We start from the raw sequence: 17,044 nt of genomic DNA on the forward strand, positions 1-17,044 counted from the left end.
TGGGTTTATTGTCGCTGCATGCCTGCACCTGCGTACATGCCCCCGACGAAAGGTTTTCCGGATGCACTGGTCGCGCAGGCGCTGGACGACGCGCTGAACTGCGGCGCGGCCGTTCCAGTATTGGCGATCAGCGGCCTGCAGGGGAGCGGCAAATCGACGCTGGCGGCCCAGGTGGTCGCATTGGCGGCATCGCGCGGCCTGCGCGCGGCCATGCTCTCCATCGACGATGTGTACCTCACCCGTGCCCAGCGCCAACGTCTGGCGCGGCAGGTGCACCCGCTGCTGCTGACCCGCGGCCCGCCAGGCACCCACGATCTGGCCCTGGCCCATGCCACCTTGGACGCGGTCGCGGCCGGCGGCCCGGTCGCCCTGCCCCGTTTCGACAAACTGGCCGACGAGCGCCTGCCCGAAAAGGACTGGCCGCGCCTCGACGGCCCGCTCGACCTGCTTGTGTTCGAAGGCTGGTTCCTGGGCACGCCGGCACAGGACGAGGCCGACCTGGATCCACCGCTCAACGCACTCGAGCGCGACGCCGATGCCGACGGCCGCTGGCGCCGCTGGTGCAATCACGCGCTCGCGCAGGACTACCCCGCGCTGTGGCAGCGTTGCGACCGGCTGTGGTTCCTGCAGCCGCCGGACTTCTCGGTGATCCCGCGCTGGCGCTGGCAGCAGGAGCAGAACCTGCAGGCCGCCCAACCCGACCGCAGCAGCATGAGCCGCGCCCAGCTGGAGCGCTTCGTGCAGTACTACGAACGGGTCAGCCGGCAGGCGCTGCGTACGTTGCCGGCGCTGGCCGATACGGTGATCGCACTGGACGAACAGCGCCGGATCGTCGCGCCGCGCTGACCGCGGCATCGACGGAAACGCAGCACTCAGCCGACCAGGAAGGTCACCCGCAGATTCACCCGCCATTCGGTGATGTTGCCCTCGCCATCGGTGACGACCTTGGTTTCATTGATCCAGGCGCCCTGGATGCCCTTGACCGTCTCGGCCACCTTCTTCAGGCCGCTGCGTACCGCGTCCTCGACGCTGGTCTTGGAGGACGCGTTGATCTCGATGATTTTGGCGACGGACATGGGGCGCTCCGGTGGCGCGCGGGAGAGTCCGCGCCGGCCCACCATGGGGGCCGGCACGTAAAGGCGATGGCACGGAGATGTTAGGATCGAGGGTAATGAATCCCGCGCCGAACCTCATCCTGATTGGCCCGATGGGCGCCGGCAAAACCTGCATCGGGCGCCGGCTGGCCGAGCGCTTCACGCTGGACTTCGTGGACGCCGACCAGGCCATCGTGGACAGCACCGGCGCCAGCATTCCGGCGATCTTCGAACACTCCGGGGAGGCCGGCTTCCGCCAGCACGAGCGCCAGGTCCTGCACGCCCTGCTGGACGGCCACGGCCAACTGGTCTCCACCGGCGGTGGCGCGGTGCTGGATCCGGACAACCGCGCCGCGATCGCACGCCGGGGTTTCGTGGTCTACCTGCGGGTCAGCGTGCCGGCCCAGCTGGAGCGGCTGGCCCGTGACCGCGGCCGCCCGCTGCTGCAGCGGCCGGACCGCGAACAGGTCCTGCACGACATGGCCGCCGCCCGCGACCCGCTTTACCAGGGCCTGGCCGATCTCACCCTGGATACCGATCTCTACACGCCCGCCGAGGCCACCGCGCAGCTGGTGCTGCGCCTGGCCGCGCAGTGGCAGCGACAGGAAACACCCGAATGACCCCCTCCCCGCGTACCGTTGCCGTCAGCGGCGACACCCCCTACACCATCCACATCGGCCCGGGCCTGCTCGGCCACGGGGAGCTGCTGGCCCGCCACGTGCGCGGCCGCCATGTGCTGCTGCTCAGCGATTCCTCGGTCGCCCCACTGTATCTGGCCGGAGTGAAGTCGGCGCTGCTGGCCGCGCGTCCGGATCTGCTGATCGGTGCGCTGGTGCTGCCGGCCGGCGAAGCCTCCAAGACCTTGGCCCACTTCGGCGATGCGATCACCGCACTGGCCGCCCTCGGCGCCACCCGAGATGCCTGCGTGATGGCCCTCGGTGGCGGCGTCGCTGGCGACCTGGCCGGCTTCGCAGCCGCCTGCTGGATGCGCGGCGTGGACTGCGTGCAGTTGCCGACGTCACTGCTGGCGATGGTCGACTCCTCGGTCGGAGGCAAGACCGCAGTGGACATTCCCGAAGGCAAGAACCTGGTCGGCGCCTTCCACCCGCCGCGCGCCGTGATCGCCGATACCGCCGCCCTGCGTACCCTGCCGCCGCGCGAGCTGCGGGCCGGCCTGGCCGAGGTGATCAAGTACGGTGCGATCCGCGACCCGTTGTTTTTCCAGTGGCTGCAGGCCGAACACGCCGCGCTGCTGGCCGGCGACGACACCGCGCTGGCCCAGGCCATCGCGCGCAGCTGCGAGCACAAGGCCGAGATCGTGGCGCGCGATCCGCTGGAAAAAGGCGAGCGTGCCCTGCTCAACCTGGGCCACACCTTCGGCCACGCGATCGAAACCGAACAGGGCTACGGCGCACCGGGCAACGACAACCTCAACCACGGCGAAGCCGTCGCGGTCGGCATGGTCCTGGCCGCACGCCTGTCGGCCCGGCTGGGCATGAGCGAGGACGCCGACACCGACCAGCTGCGCGAGCTGCTGCTGCGCTACGAACTGCCGGTGGCCATTCCTGCCGGCCTGCAGCCTGAGGCGCTGCTGGCCCGGATGCGGCTGGACAAGAAGAACGTCGCCGGCCGCCTGCGCCTGGTGCTGTGGCGTGGGATCGGCCGGGCCGAAGTGGTCGCCGATGTCGACGAGGCCGACGTGCTGCGCGTGCTCGCCGCCGGCTGAGCCTGCGACCTTCCGCCGCACCTGCCCCGACGCTGACGGCCACCTCCGGCGTTCACGGCTACAATCGGGGCATGCGCGTCTTCCTGCACCAACACGCCCGCGGTGCCGATCCGGCCCGCTATCTCCAGCTCACCCTGCAACCGGACCTGTTCGGCGGCTGGGAGCTGCTGCTCGAATCTGGCCCCATCGGCGGGCGCGGGCAACTGCGGCGCGAGCTGCATCTGCAGCAAGACCTGGCGCTGGCCGCGTTCGAGAAGGCGCGCGACGCGCACCTGCATCGCGGCTACGAAGTGACCTACACCAGCGGTGATCCGCCGCCCTGAGCGGCCATCGCACCGCCATCGCCCTACCGTCATACCCCCCTTCGGCCCCGCGCCACCAGATCCCAAGGAAGCGTTCCGTGACCAGCCCCTCCCGCCATGATCGCCTGCTGCGCGCCCTGCGCCGCGAACCGGTGGACTGCACCCCCGTCTGGCTGATGCGCCAGGCCGGCCGTTACCTGCCCGAGTACCGCGCCACCCGCGCCAAGGCCGGCAGCTTCCTGGCGATGGCCAAGAACCCGGACATCGCCTGCGAAGTCACCCTGCAGCCGCTGCGCCGCTTCGACCTCGATGCCGCCATCCTGTTCTCGGACATCCTCACCATCCCCGACGCGATGGGCCTGGAGCTGTACTTCGTCGAAGGCGAAGGCCCGAAGTTCCGCCACCCCGTCCGCGATGCGGCCGCCATCGCCAAGCTGGCCGTGCCGGACATGGAAACCGAACTGCGCTACGTGATGGACGCCGTCCGCGTGATCCGCCGCGAACTCGATGGCAGTGTGCCCTTGATCGGCTTCTCCGGCAGCCCGTGGACGCTGGCCTGCTACATGGTCGAAGGCGGCGGCAGCAAGGACTTCGCCCGCATCAAGGCGATGGCCCTGAACGAACCGGCCGCCCTGCACCAGCTGCTCTCGGTCGTCACCGACGCGGTGATCGCCTACCTTGCCGCCCAGCGCGCGGCCGGCGCGCAGGTCCTGCAGGTGTTCGACACCTGGGGCGGCGTACTCAGCCCCACCATGTACCGCGAATTTTCCCTGCGCTACCTGACCCGCATCGCCCAGGAACTCGAACGCGGTGAGGGTGCCGAACGCACCCCGCTGATCCTGTTCGGCAAAGGCACCGGCCTGCATCTGGGCGCCCTCGCCGACACCGGCGCGGACGCCCTCGGTGTCGACTGGACGCTGGACCTCGCCGACGCCGTCGCCCGCACAGGCGGCCGCGTCGCCCTGCAGGGCAACCTCGACCCCACCACCCTGTACGGCAATCCCGCCGCCATCGAACGCGCCGCCGGCCAGGTGCTCGACAGCTACGCCCAAGGCAACGGCGGCTCGCGCGAAGGCCACGTCTTCAACCTTGGCCACGGCATGTCGCCCGACATGAATCCCGACCATGTCCAGGTGCTGGTGGAAGCTGTACACCGCTTGAGCCGACGCTGATCGCCATCGGCAGGTAGCCGGCCAGCGGCCGGCACTACCCTGGCTTGGCCGACGACGCACGCGTTCTGCATCCAGGACGCGTGAGCTCGTTTCCACCCTCGAGACGCACCACACGTGCCGTCCGCAGGCGATGGGTGCCAATCATTGCCGCGCTGCGCGCGGCCATCCACGCATGGCGTGGATCTACCCATGTCAGTCCCGGCATTACATCCATTCCAGACGAGCGACTGGTTTCCTGCATGTCCGCTCTTCCCCTGACAGCCAGACAACGGTCATGGGTGTGGCACGGGTGGGTTGGCGGGACCATGAGCGCCATGGATGGCGCGACATGAGCCTCCATGGACGGATTTACGGCGTGTCCCGCCAACCCACCCGTGCCGCACCCTCTCCGCGACACCGACCGAGCCGATGCTTCGGCTTCGGCTTCGGCTTCGGCTTCGGCTTCGGCTTCGGCTCTTGACCACACCCTGATCCCACATCGGCGATCATATCGCCCTCGTTGACGAAGGCCCGCACCATGACGACCAGCAGCTACGCCTCGATCCGGCCCCTGTTGTGGCTCGTATCGCTGGCCATCTTCATGCAGATGCTGGACTCCACCATCGTCAACACCGCATTGCCTGCCATGGCCCGCAGCCTCGGTGAAAGCCCGCTGCAGATGCAGTCGGTCGTCTTCAGCTACGCCCTGGCCGTCGCCACCTTCATCCCTGCCTCCGGCTGGATCGCCGACCGCTTCGGCACACGACGCACCTTCCTTGTCGCGATCATCCTGTTCACCCTCGGCTCGCTCGCCTGCGCGCTCGCCCAGACCCTGCACCAGCTCGTCGGCGCCCGCGTCCTGCAGGGCATCGGTGGTGCCATGCTGTTGCCGGTCGGCCGCCTGGCCGTCATGCGCTCGGTGTCCCGCGAAGAATTCCTTCGCGCCATGAGTTTCATCGCCATCCCCGCCCTGATCGGCCCGCTGATCGGCCCCACCCTGGGTGGCTGGCTCGTCGAAGTCGCCTCCTGGCACTGGGTGTTCCTGATCAACCTGCCGATCGGCATCATCGGCTACGTCGCGGCGATGAAGATCATGCCGGACCACTACGCCGAACACCGCACACGCTTCGACATCGCCGGCTACCTCATGCTGGCCTTCGGCATGGTCGTACTGTCCCTCGCGCTGGACGGCATCTCCGGCATGGCCACCCCGCATGCACTGGTCATGCTCATGACCGTCGCCGGCCTGGCCGCCCTCGTCGGTTACTGGCTGCACGCCGCCAACTCCACGGCGCCGCTGTTCTCGCTCGCGCTGTTCCACGTGCCCAGCTACCGCATCGGCATCCTCGGCAACCTGTTCTCACGTATCGGCAGCAGCGCCATGCCGCTGCTGATTCCACTGCTGCTGCAGGTCGGCATGGGCATGAGCCCGATGAATGCCGGCCTGTTGATGATCCCGGTCGCCGCGGCAGGCATGGTCTCCAAGCGGTACGCGGTCAAGCTCGTCGAGCGCTTCGGCTATCGCCGCGTGCTCATGGTCAATACCGTGCTGGTCGGCCTGGCGATGGCCAGTTTCATCTTCATGACGCCCGGCCAGCCGCTGTGGATCCGCATCATCCAGCTGGCCCTGTTCGGTGCCGTCAATTCACTGCAGTTCACGGTGATGAACACCGTGACCCTGCGCGATCTGGACCGCGACTTCGCCAGTGCCGGCAACAGTCTTCTTTCGATGGTGATGATGCTCGCAACCGGCTTTGGTGCGGCCGCTGCCGGCAGCCTGCTCGCCGCGTTCAATCATCTCGATGCTTCGCATGGCGCGACGGCTGCGCTGCACGCCACCTTCGTCTGCGTCGGCGCCATCACCCTGACCTCCACACTGATCTTCTGGCAACTGCCGGACACGCGGCCCTCGCCACGCGACGTTGAGGAAGTCGCCGAGTAACGGCGGGCACGCACCGTCAGCGGACCACCGGTCCGCTGCTACCGGGTGGCGTGCAATACGCGCGCGATCGCCTCCACCAGCAGATCGCCGGTGACCGGCTTGCGCAGGAAGGCATCGAAGCCTGCGTCGCGGGCCTGCTGCTCGATCGATGGATCGGTGCGCGCCGTGACCGCGATCAGCGGCATCTCGAACCCTTGGCTGCGCAGGTGCTCAGCCAAGGCGATGCCGCCCAGTCCTGGCAGATCCAGATCCATCAACACCACCTCGAACGGTGCCTCGCTGACCTCGCGCAGCGCCGCCAATGCGTGCTCGGCATGGACCACCTGGTGGCCACGCGCCGATAGCAGGCCACTGACCACCTCGGCCACGGTCAGATCGTCCTCCACCAGCAGGATGCGCAGCGGCGGCAATACCCATTGCTCGCCCTCGGCCGCGCCCGGCGCGCCGGTGGTTGCCTGCTCCAGGGGCAACGGCAGGGTCACCGTGAAACGCGTTCCCACGCCGAGCTGGCTCTGCACGCCGATCTGCCCCTGCATCGCCAGTGCCAGCTCGCGGCAGATCGCCAGACCCAGCCCGCTGCCCCCGTACTGCGCGGCGGTGCGGGCGCCATCGGCCTGCTCGAAGCGGCGGAACAGTCGCTCCTGTTGATCGGTGCTGATGCCCGGCCCGGTATCGGATACCTCGATGTGCAACCCGCGGCCGGCCGTGATCGCGCGCAACGTCAACCGTACTTCGCCGTGGCTGGTGAACTTGACCGCGTTGCCCAGCAGGTTCAGCAGGATCTGGCGCACGCGCAGCTCGTCACCGACCGTGCGGGTGCCGGCCGGCAAGGTGTTGTCGACCACGAACCGCAGCCCCTTCTGCCCGGCCAGCGCGGCCATCAACGCGCAGACGTCGTCGATCGGTCGCTGCAGCTGGAACGGCTGCGCCTGCAGTTCCAGGCGCCCCGACTCGATCCGGGCCAGGTCCAGCGCGTCGTTGACCAGATGCAGCAGGTGCTCGCCTGCGTGGCGGATCGACTCGGTGTAGCCGCGCTGCTGGGGGTTCAATGGCGAGGACAAGAGCAGCTCGCTCATGCCCAGCACCCCGGTCATCGGCGTGCGCACCTCATGGCCCAGGTTCGCCAGGAAACGGGTCTTGGCCATCGAAGCCTGCTCGGCCAGTTCCTGCTTCTGCAGTGCCAGCTGATACGCATGCCGGCGCTGCAGCCGGCGCCGGTACAACCAGGCGAACAGACTGAGCAGCAGCAACACGGCCGAGGTCAGCAGCAACAGGCCCGACAGGCTGCGCCACCACGGCGGCAGCACCCGGAACTCCAGCACCTGCACCCGCGACCAGATGTGGTCGGCCGAACGGGCCTGGATTTCCAGCCGGTAGCGGCCCGGCGGCAGGCGCGAGAACAGGCGTTCGCCGCCGGGCCCCACTTCCACCCAATCCGGGTCGTAGCCGGCCAGCCGGTAACGGTAGTTGTTCGAGGTGGAATCGGCGAAGGACAGCAGCCGCGCGACGATCCGCAGATCGCGGTCGCCGTCGGCGATGTCCAGCGGAACCGCATGGGTCAGGTCCAGGACACGCTCGCCACGACGCACCTCGACCCGCTCGATCACCAGGGGCGCGCGTCGCGTCGCCGGCTTGACCTGTGCCGGATCGAATACCACCACCCCGGCAGGCGTGCCACCCACGATCCGACCACTCGGGGTCAGCGTCAGCGTGCGGCGGCGAAATTCCTGGCTGGGCAGGCCATCATGTACGCCGTATTGGCGCACGCTGCCCGCCTCCGGATCGACACGCACCAGGCCCCGAGCATTTGCTGCCCAGACCACGCCCTGCCGGTCCACCACCAGGCCGGTGGCGGTGATCGCGGGGTAGCCGGCACTGCTGCCGATCACTTCCTGCAGGGTCAACCGATCGCCCTGCCAGCCGTAGTGCGAGAGCTTGCCTTCCTCGGAAAGCCAGACACTGTCATCGCCGGCCAGCGCCATCGCATGCACGCTCGCCGCGGGGCCACCCGGCAGCGGCTCGAAACGCGAGCGCGCCGCGACCCACTGCAGCAGCCCCCGCCCGGTGGCCACCCACAGGCGGTCCTGGGGACCGCACCGGATATCGAGCGCGTTCTGGCCAGCGCTCAATCCGGCGTGGCCGAGCGCGACGCGATGCAGAACGCGTCCATCGAGATCGCGCTGCTGCAGCCCGTTGGCCGAGGCCGTCCACAGGCGCTGCCCGTCGCACAACGCCAATGATTCGATCGCGCCCTCCATCGTGGCGTCCACCGCCGCGTCGCGCCCCCAGCGCCGTATCCGCTTCTGCCGGGGGTCATAGCGCAGCAGCGCGTCCCAGGATCCGATCCAGACCTGGCCGCGCGGATCCTCCAGCACCGACTGCAGCCATTGCGTGCCGTCCACCCAGGTCCGGTGCTGTTCGATCTTCCCGCTGACCGGGTCGAACTTGTCCAGGGCACCATGCGTACCCACCGTCCACACGCCGCCGTCCGCGGCTGCGCCCATGCCCAGCACATACGCATTGCGCAGCGAGGCCGGGTCATCTTCCAGGCGCGACAGCACCGAGAACTGCCACCATCGCGGCAGCAGATGCCACAGGCCGCCGTTGGTGCTGGCCAGCCAGATGCCGCCCTCGCGATCTTCGTAAGCGCCGGTCCAGTTCGGCCGCACCTGCCCGCGCGCGATCGCGCTGTACAGTGGCACCTGCTGGAACTGACCGTCCATCGCACGGCCCAGGCCCGAACGGGTGTCCAGCCAATACCCGCCCTGCTCGTCGCGCAACATCATGCCCAGGATCTGATCGCCATCGGCAACGGCCCAGGGAGCCGGTTCGAAACGGCCATCCGGGCGGCGCACCGCCACCCCGACATTGCTGCTGATCCACAGGCTGCCATCGGGCTCGGCGGTGAGGCCATTGATGACGCGCGCCGACAACTGGGCACTGGGCACCGGTTCGAAATCGTGTCCGGTCCAGCGCGCCAGGCCGGCTTTGGATCCGATCCACAAGGTGCCATCCAGGGTGGTGGCCAGATTGCCGACCGATGCCGCCGGCAGGCTGCGCGGGTTGCCCGGCTCGGGCATGAAGCGGGTCAGCGTGCCATCACGCTCCAGCCGGTGCAGGCCGCCCTGGTAAGTGCCGAACCAGATCGCACCGTCCGGGGTGGACGCCACGCTCCAGATCGTGTTGCTGCCGATTTCCGGATGGCTGTCGCGATCGTAGAAGCGGATCTCGCGGCGATCGGCCGACATCATCGCCAGGCCGGCGTTCTCCGTGCCGATCCACAGCTGATTGCGCGCATCCACGTGCACGCTCCAGACGTGGTTGTCGCGCAGGCCGTCCTCGGCACGCCAGATGCGGTAGTTGCGGCCGTCGTAACGGGCCAGGCCATCATTGGTGGCAATCCACAGATAGCCGTAGCGATCCTCGGCCATGCGATTGACGGTGTTGGATGGCAGGCCATCGAACACGGTGAGCTGCCGCGGCGTCGGCGGTACCGGCTGGGCCGACGCAAGCGCCGGCCAGAGCACACACAGGCCGATCAGCAACGGCCACAGCACACGCAACACCAATGGCTCTCCCGGGTCTGTCCCTCGATTCACTGCCGTCGCCCGGAACGGGCCTGTCACCCCTGACCACCCCGGTCGTCGGGCAACGCCCCGCATAGTAAACCGTTCCCTGCGCCGGCACGATCCACGCGCGGCAAGGCGAGCCGTTGTATCGCCGCGTGCAGCACATCGCCCTGCAGCGGCTTGTGCACCACACCGTCCGCCCCTGCGGCGATGACCTGCATCTCCAGGTCCGGCTCCCGTCTCGCCGTGAGCACCAGTACCGGCAGGCGTTGGCCCTGCTGACGCAGCAGGCGCAGCAATGACAGCCCGTCCATGCCCGGCAGGTCCAGATCCAACAGCATCAGCTGTGTGCCGGGGCGGGCCAGCGCGGTCAGTGCCGCCAGCGCGTGCGCGGCATGGACGACGGTGTGACCGCGCAGCCGCAGCAGTGCGCCGACCACCTCGGCCACCAGGGGATCATCTTCCACCAGCATGACCTGCAGGGCATCGAGCGCGTCGCCCTGCGGTGCCGCCGCGTGGGGCTCGATCGGCTGGCAGCCTTCCAGCGGGACACTCAGCGTGGCCTGCCAGCGGTGATCAGGCAGCCGCACCACGCTCACGTGCCCGTGCATCGCGCCGATCAGTACATCGACATCGGCCAGCGCCTCGCGCACCTGCAACGTCGCTGGAGACGGACAGGCCCCCGGTTCGGCGAGCACATCCATCAGCAGGCCACTGCGGCCTGGCCGCCAGCCGATGCGCAGGGTCAACCGCACCGCCCCGATCTGCTCTGCCAACCCGCACGCGAACAGTGCCACGGCTTGCCGCAACCGGTCCGGGTCGCCCACGACGCTGGCACCGGGCTGCACTGGCGGAGCCAACGCGAGGCGGCAGCCACCCGCCTCCAGACCACCGGCCACGGCGGCGTGTACCTCGTCCCACCACGGCCCGATGGCAAAGCCCCGCGGATGCAGCGTCACCTTGCCGGCCTGCAGCCTGGCCATCTCCAACGCCTCGTCCACCACCTGCAGCAATGCACGCCCGCCCTGCTGGATATGCAGCACTTGTTCGTGCGCGCCGGCTGGCAGCGGCGTGGTCAACAGCAGTTCGCTCATGCCAAGCACACCGGTGAGTGGTGTCCGGACTTCATGCCCAAGCGTGGCCATGTAGCGCGCCTTGGCCTGCGCGGCCTGCTCGGCCCGTGCCTGGCGACGCGTGGCGGCCCGCCAGGCGAGCGCTCGCTGCCGCCGCTGCCTCAGCGCCCACACCAGCAACGTGCCCGCACTGGCGGCGAGCAGCCACAGCAACACCCACGCCCCAGGATGCGCCCACCCGTTGTAGGCCACATGCAGGTGCACCTGCTGCAGGGCCGACCATTGCCCATCCACGTCACGTGCCTGGAATTCCAGTACATGCTCACCGGCCGGCAGACGGGGGAAGCCGCGCGTGCCGCGTCGCCCGGCGCGGACCCATTCGGGGTCTTCGCCCCGCAGCCGGAATCGATACCCCGTCACCCCATCGGGTCGGCCGCTCAGCAGGCGCGCCGACAACTGGATGTCGCGATCATCGGCGTTGAGCTGCAGCGGATCGGTGGAAGGCAGCTCGACCCAGCGCCGCTGTCGGCGCACCTTCACCTGGTCGATCACCAGCGAGGCCGGCGTCGTGGCGTCGACCATGCCCGCCGGATGCAATACGAGCACGTCGCCTTTGGCCTCCATGGCGAGCAGATGCGCTCCGGCAGCAACCAGTCCGTTATCGAACACCATCATCGGCAGGCCATCATCGGCGGTGTACAGCCGCGCACTGCCGCGATCCGGGGCAAGACGCACCACCCCGCGCGCCGTAGTGGCCCATAGCGCACCATCCTGGGCGTCGGTCAATCCGCGTGGCAATGCGGCTGGTATTCCCTGCCCCGCGTCAACCCGCCGGCTGTGAGGCGGGCGGCCAGGCGCATGCTGGTAGGCCGACCATCCTTCCGCATCGGCCGCCCAGAGCCACCCATCGGTGCCCAGATGCAGCGCGCCGATCTCCCGCCGCCCGCTGCCCGGCACCGGGAGAAAACGGCTGGCGGCCACGTGCCACTGTTTGAGACCCTCGCCATCCCCCAGCCATACCTCTCCGCCGGGGCTGCACTGGAGCGCGAATCCCGCTACGCCCGGACGCAGGCCCGCCGCCTCGTAGGCAGCACTGGCCAGGACCCTGCCATCGCCCGAACGCTGCTCCACGCGGCCATTGCCGGCGAGCCACACTCGATCGCCACAGGCCAGCAATGCGGCCTGCGGCGACGTCCCCGACGACACACCGGCCGGCCCCACCTGCCAGCGCTGCCGACGCCGGCGCGACGGATCGAACCGGGTCAGCCACGGCGCCGCGAAGACCCACACCACGCCCTGCGGATCTTCAACCACCACGTGGCGATCGGCACGGGCTGGATCCTGTGCATAGGACCACCGCGTGTGGGGGAAGCCCTGCTCCGGCGAGAGACGGGCGAGTGTGCCGCCGCGTGCCCACCATGCGTGGCCATCTGCCGTCGGGGCCAGGCTGCCTGCCGCAGCGGAGATGGGTCCCGCCGGTGCGGCAAAACGCTCCAGGTGCCGCCACTGGGCGCCGAGTCGCCACACGCCCTGGCGGCTTCCCGACAACCAGACCCGCCCCTGCCGATCCTCGAACACCCGCCCGATGCGCGACACATCGCGCCCGTGCGGCCGGGGCAGTTGGAGTGCGTGGTGGTTCCGGCCGTGCTGATCCTGCCACCACACCTGGTCGCCATCGCCGAACCAGTCCCCGCCGCGCCACGCCGGCCCGAGCCAACGGGCCGGTGTGCGGTGCCCGGCAACGGGTTGCAAGGACGGCAGCTGCCGCACCCGCGACCCCTCGGCCGTGCTGGAATGCAACCGCCCCTGCGAATCCAGGCCGAGCGCGGTCACCGGCCGCGTGGAAGCCCCCAGCATCGCAGGCGTCTGGAACCGATCGTGCTGCCATCTCGCCAGCCCGGCGGCACTGCCGATCCACAGGCCGCCGTGCGGATCTGACACGAGCCACTCCACCCGTGCCGACGGCAAACCACCACCGCCAGCGGCCGGCAGGTGCTGACGCAGGAGGTGATCGCGGTCGAGCCGGAACAGACCGGTATCGCGGGTACCAAACCAGACGCTGCCATCGTCCATGGGCTGGATCGCCAGAATCGGGCTGGCCGCCACGGTGGGTGCCGGCGGCCCCGCCCACCGGGCGAACTGTTGGCGGTCCGACGAAAGACGCTGCAGATAGCCGTTGCCGGTGCCGATCCATAGCTGGTCACGGCCATCCAGGGCCAGGCTGCGCACCACGTTGTCGGCCAGACCGTGTTCCATCCGCCAGATCCGGAACCCGCTGCCGTCATAGCGCGCCAGGCCGTCGCCGGTCGCGAACCAGAGATAGCCCTTGCGGTCCTCCACGATCTGATGCACCACGTTGGACGGCAATCCGTCGACTGTCGTCATCCGTATGCCATGGCTGGACAGCGCCAGCACCGGAAACGCCTGCAGCAGCCAGAACAGCAGCCCCCACCATCCGCACCGGCGCCATGGGCGCGGCAGGCCGCTCATGCGCTGCGCCGGCATCTGGCCAGCCCATCGCCCAACGCCGCCCGGCTCACCGGCAGGCGCAGGAACAGCTCGAAGCCGGCCGCGATCGCCTCGCGCTGCGCAACGGCATCCGCGCGCGCAGACAGCGCAACCCGTGGCACCCCCGGCCACCTCCGCGACAGGCGTGACCCCACGCGTTCGCCATCGATCCAAAGGGCTGGATCGACCACGATGACGTCCCAACCCGCGCCGTCCGCGGCGGTGGGCGGCAATGCATCCGCGCCAGGAAAGTGCACGGGCAGATGGCCCAGAGAGGCCAGCATGGCCAGCAGCACTTCGGCAACGACCGCTGACGGACAGACCACCAGCACCCGCAGTGCGCCGGCCGCAGCCGGTCCCGGCGGCGCACACGATGCCACGATGGCGGTGGGGAGCTCACCGCGCGGCAATGGCAGCGCCACCTGGAAACAGGTGCCCTGGCCGGGAACGCTGGTCACGGTGATATCGCCGCCCATGGCCACCGCCAGATCGCGTGAGATCGACAATCCCAGCCCACTGCCGCCGTAACGGGCCGCGGTCCGCGCGCCATCGGCCTGTTCGAAACGCTGGAACAGGCGCTGGCACTGCGCCGGCGTCATGCCCGGCCCGGTATCGCACACCCGCAGCACGACCCCTTGGCCATCGCTTACGCCGTGCGCCTCCAGCCGTACCGTTCCCCGTGCGGTGAACTTCAGCGCGTTGCCGAGCAGGTTGAGCAGGATCTGGCGCAGGCGACGCGCATCGCCGATGACACACGCCGAGGCCGGCAGCGTGCTGTGCCACTCCAGCGCAAGCGCCTTGCCCTGCGCCACCGGCAGCAGCAGCGCGTGCAGCGCTTCGATCATCTGCTGCAGCACGAACGGTGCAGGCTGCAACTGCAGTTCCCCCGATTCGATGCTTGCCATGTCCAGCGCGTCATCCATCAGCCGCAGCAGGTGTTCGCCGGCGTAGTGCAGGCTGCTGACCCGGCTGCGCTGGGGTGGCGGAAGCGGCAAGCGCAGCAGCAGTTCGCTCCATCCCAGCACCGCGGTCATCGGCACCCGGATGCGGGTCCCCAGCGAGGTCAGGAAGCGGGTGCGCTGCACGGATGCGCGCTCGGCATGCCCCTGCCGGGCGCGCAGCCAGCGCCAGCGCCGCTGTCGACCGCGGCGTACGTGCAAGCGCCATCCCCAGAGCCACACCGCGCCCAGCCCGGCGGCCGTGGCTGCCCACCGGGCCGGCGGCGCCTGCCACCATGCCGGGGCCACCTGCAATGTCACCCGGCGCACCGGCGACCACCGGCCGTTTGCCTGCCTGGCCTGCACCTCCAGCGTCTGCAGCCCCACCGGCAGACGCTCGAACACGCGCAGGCCAGTGGCATCACTTTCCTGCCACTGGGCCTCGTGATCCTGCAGCCGGAACCGATACTGCATGTGCGACGGCGCACCGCCACTGAGCAGCCGCGCGGCAACGCGCACGTGCCGATCAGCGCCGGTGAGCGGCACCGGGCCGGCGCCGACCGGCAGCGTGATCTGCGCCTTGCCACGGCGAGCGGTGATCGCATGGATGACCAGGCCCGGCGCGCGTTCAGGGCCCGCGACACCGGCCGGATCGATCAGCAACAGCCCGCCTTCGCTGACCGCTGCGGCGAGCCGACCCTCGGCGGCGCGCACCAGACCGTGCGGCAGCACGCCCTGGGCCGGCAGCCCCTCATCGCCGCCGAACTGACGTACGCCGCCGCCATGCGGGTCAACCCGGATCAGGCCACGTGCATCGCCTGCCCATGCAATGCCCGCTGCGTCGACCACCAGTGCGCGTGCCAGCAGACGCGGGTACCCGTGCGTGGGCCCGAAGCTGTGGGTCTTGCGCAGCTGCTGGCCATCCCAGCGGTAGCGGCGCAGTACCCCGAGGCTGCTGATCCAGTAGTGGCCATCCTCGCCGCGGGCGATCGCCCCGGCTTCACCGCGCGGCGCTCCCTCGACGGCGGCGAAACGTCCCTGTGCCGGCAGCCAGCGTTTGATGCCGCTGCGGTCGGTTGCCCACAACAGGCCATTGTCATCGCACAGCAACTGGGGGCCGTGGCTCGGTGGCACCAACCCGAGGGTGTGCGGCGCGGCGGACAACTGCAGCACACCGTCGGCATCGCGTCGCTGGATACGGTCGGCACGGCCGAGCCACAACGATCCGTCGCCGCAGGCCTGCAGATCGACCCTCCCCGCATCGCCGTCCACGCCCAACAACCAGTGACGACGCCCATCGCTGCCCGGCAGGTAGCGCGACAACGTGTTGCCACTGGCCACCCATACCTGACCGCGACGGTCTTCGGCGATCGCCACGGTGCCCGCACGCAGGTGATCGGGGCGGTAGTCGAGGCCCAGGTCACTACGCCCGCTCACCGTGTCCACGCGCTGCAGGCGCCCGTGGTCGCTGGCGATCCACACCCGCCTGCCATGGGCGGGCGCCAGGGCCAGCACGTGGTCGCCATCGAGTCCGGGCCAACCGTCACGGGCGGCCGCCAGCAGCGTGAACTGGCGCCACCGCGCCGGCAGGTGCCACAGGCCCTCGCCGCGGCCGATCCACCACAGGCCGCCGACCCGGTCCTCCATCGCCTGGCTGACCACGGCAGTGCTCATCACGGCCCCGGAGTATCCACGCAGCGGCACCGGCTGCGACGTCTGCCCGCGCGCATGAAGTCGCAGTCCGCTTGCGCCGGCGCTCCAGAGGTCGCCCGCGGTACTGCGCAGCACCGGCATCTCCGTGTCCTCCGGCATCCGATGCACCGCGCCGTCGCGCCACCGGTGGACGCCCCGCGATGTGCGCACCCACACCCCGCCGTCCGGATCGGGCCAGAGCACGTGCACGTCAACGTGCTGGTCATCGTGCAGCGGTACCTGGATGAAACGATGTTCCTCACGCCGCAGTGCCCCCGCCGGCGTCCCGATCCAGAGCCGTCCCTGGTGGTCGGTGATCAGGGCAGTCACCCGGCGCACGGGGCCACCGTGCAGCTGCAACGGCACGCGTTGCCAGCGGCCGTCAGGCTGCCGTGCGAACAGGCCATCGTCGAGGGTACCCACCCACACCACACCGTCGGGGGTGCTGGTGATCTGCTCGACGCCGATGCGGGGCAGGACCACCGCGCCATTGCCCGGCATGCTCTGGATCACGCGGCGATCAGCAGACAGCGTCAGCAGGCCCTGCGAGGCGGTCGCCAGCCAGAGCTGGTTCTGCGCATCGAGATGCAGCGCGCGCACGTCCACATCCGGCAGCCCCTGCTCCCTTCGCCACGCGCTGAAACGATGACCATCAAAGCGCAGCAGTCCATCGTCGCTGGCGAACCACAGATAGCCGTCGCGGTCTTCCACGACCGCACGCAGCGCCGCAGTCGGCAGCGCGTCTGCAGGGCCCAGCGGCCGGGGCCAGGGCGCCGTGACGGGATCGCCGGCCAGAACAGGGACCGGCAGCCAGAGCACGAGACCCAGCATCACCGCAGCCCAGCGATTGCCCATCGGTGCGGATCGGCCTCCCCCCACGCGTACCCCGACCTTGCTCTCCGGCATGAACAGCACGGTATGTCGAAGCCACGCGAAGGGGGCTGGCAGGATCTGGACCCGGTCACAGTCCGATCAATGAAATTTCAGATCAAAAAAGAAACTTCGAGGAATGGCATTGATCGCACCGATGCGCACAGCGCCTCGGCTGA

10 protein-coding genes are annotated in these 17,044 nt (G+C 69.6%); 6 read left to right on the forward strand and 4 right to left on the reverse strand.

Features of this window, described 5'->3' with window-relative positions:
- Positions 1-18: 18 nt before the first annotated feature.
- Positions 19-846, forward strand: a complete 828-nt coding sequence (locus tag ABE472_RS09720) for a kinase (RefSeq protein ID WP_313210949.1) — start codon at positions 19-21, stop codon at positions 844-846.
- A 26-nt stretch (positions 847-872) separates the two neighbouring features.
- Here the strand turns inward: ABE472_RS09720 and ABE472_RS09725 are convergent, their stop codons facing one another.
- Positions 873-1,076: a dodecin family protein gene (locus ABE472_RS09725; RefSeq protein WP_123730473.1), complete on the reverse strand. Its 204-nt coding sequence runs from the start codon at positions 1,074-1,076 to the stop codon at positions 873-875.
- Between the two features lie 95 nt (positions 1,077-1,171).
- Between ABE472_RS09725 and ABE472_RS09730 the strand changes: the two genes are divergently transcribed.
- From ABE472_RS09730 to mdtD, 5 genes are all read left to right on the forward strand, one after another.
- The gene (locus ABE472_RS09730) at positions 1,172-1,714 is read left to right on the forward strand and encodes a shikimate kinase (protein WP_313210952.1); all 543 of its coding nucleotides are present in this window, start codon (positions 1,172-1,174) and stop codon (positions 1,712-1,714) included.
- The gene (aroB, locus tag ABE472_RS09735) at positions 1,711-2,820 is read left to right on the forward strand and encodes a 3-dehydroquinate synthase (RefSeq protein ID WP_313219137.1); all 1,110 of its coding nucleotides are present in this window, start codon (positions 1,711-1,713) and stop codon (positions 2,818-2,820) included. Before ABE472_RS09730 ends, aroB begins: the two co-directional genes overlap by 4 nt.
- Before the next feature lie 71 nt (positions 2,821-2,891).
- Entirely contained in the window at positions 2,892-3,143 is a 252-nt protein-coding gene (locus tag ABE472_RS09740; protein ID WP_313210956.1) for a WGR domain-containing protein, read from the forward strand.
- Between the two features lie 77 nt (positions 3,144-3,220).
- The gene (gene hemE / locus ABE472_RS09745; RefSeq protein ID WP_313210958.1) at positions 3,221-4,294 is read left to right on the forward strand and encodes a uroporphyrinogen decarboxylase; all 1,074 of its coding nucleotides are present in this window, start codon (positions 3,221-3,223) and stop codon (positions 4,292-4,294) included.
- Between the two features lie 517 nt (positions 4,295-4,811).
- On the forward strand, positions 4,812-6,215 hold the full coding sequence (mdtD, locus tag ABE472_RS09750; RefSeq protein ID WP_313210960.1) for a multidrug transporter subunit MdtD: 1,404 nt from the start codon (positions 4,812-4,814) through the stop codon (positions 6,213-6,215).
- Between the two features lie 38 nt (positions 6,216-6,253).
- Here mdtD and ABE472_RS09755 read toward each other — a convergent pair whose 3' ends face one another.
- Genes ABE472_RS09755 through ABE472_RS09765 form a run of 3 tightly spaced genes read right to left on the reverse strand, consistent with a single transcriptional unit; the run spans position 6,254 to position 16,850 of the window.
- Positions 6,254-9,784 carry an ATP-binding protein gene (locus ABE472_RS09755; protein WP_346466095.1) on the reverse strand — a complete coding sequence of 1,177 codons (3,531 nt, stop codon included), beginning with the start codon at positions 9,782-9,784 and terminating at the stop codon, positions 6,254-6,256.
- Between the two features lie 53 nt (positions 9,785-9,837).
- Complete coding sequence (locus ABE472_RS09760; RefSeq protein ID WP_346466096.1) at positions 9,838-13,347, reverse strand: response regulator; 3,510 nt, start codon at positions 13,345-13,347, stop codon at positions 9,838-9,840.
- Positions 13,344-16,850 carry an ATP-binding protein gene (locus tag ABE472_RS09765; RefSeq protein ID WP_346466097.1) on the reverse strand — a complete coding sequence of 1,169 codons (3,507 nt, stop codon included), beginning with the start codon at positions 16,848-16,850 and terminating at the stop codon, positions 13,344-13,346. The genes ABE472_RS09760 and ABE472_RS09765 overlap by 4 nt, the downstream gene beginning before the upstream one ends.
- Positions 16,851-17,044: the final 194 nt, after the last annotated feature.

Origin of the sequence: Stenotrophomonas sp. TWI809, from assembly GCF_039673205.1 — a bacterium.
Taxonomy (GTDB): domain Bacteria; phylum Pseudomonadota; class Gammaproteobacteria; order Xanthomonadales; family Xanthomonadaceae; genus Stenotrophomonas.

Excerpts from the sequence above, each read along its gene's own strand:
- mdtD (WP_313210960.1), top strand. The coding sequence starts at position 4,812 with ATGACGACCAGCAGCTACGCCTCGATCCGGCCCCTGTTGTGGCTCGTA.
- ABE472_RS09740 (WP_313210956.1), top strand. The coding sequence starts at position 2,892 with ATGCGCGTCTTCCTGCACCAACACGCCCGCGGTGCCGATCCGGCCCGC.
- aroB (WP_313219137.1), top strand. The coding sequence starts at position 1,711 with ATGACCCCCTCCCCGCGTACCGTTGCCGTCAGCGGCGACACCCCCTAC.
- ABE472_RS09725 (WP_123730473.1), bottom strand. The coding sequence starts at position 1,076 with ATGTCCGTCGCCAAAATCATCGAGATCAACGCGTCCTCCAAGACCAGC.
- ABE472_RS09720 (WP_313210949.1), top strand. The coding sequence starts at position 19 with ATGCCTGCACCTGCGTACATGCCCCCGACGAAAGGTTTTCCGGATGCA.
- ABE472_RS09730 (WP_313210952.1), top strand. The coding sequence starts at position 1,172 with ATGAATCCCGCGCCGAACCTCATCCTGATTGGCCCGATGGGCGCCGGC.
- ABE472_RS09765 (WP_346466097.1), bottom strand. The coding sequence starts at position 16,850 with ATGGGCAATCGCTGGGCTGCGGTGATGCTGGGTCTCGTGCTCTGGCTG.
- ABE472_RS09760 (WP_346466096.1), bottom strand. The coding sequence starts at position 13,347 with ATGAGCGGCCTGCCGCGCCCATGGCGCCGGTGCGGATGGTGGGGGCTG.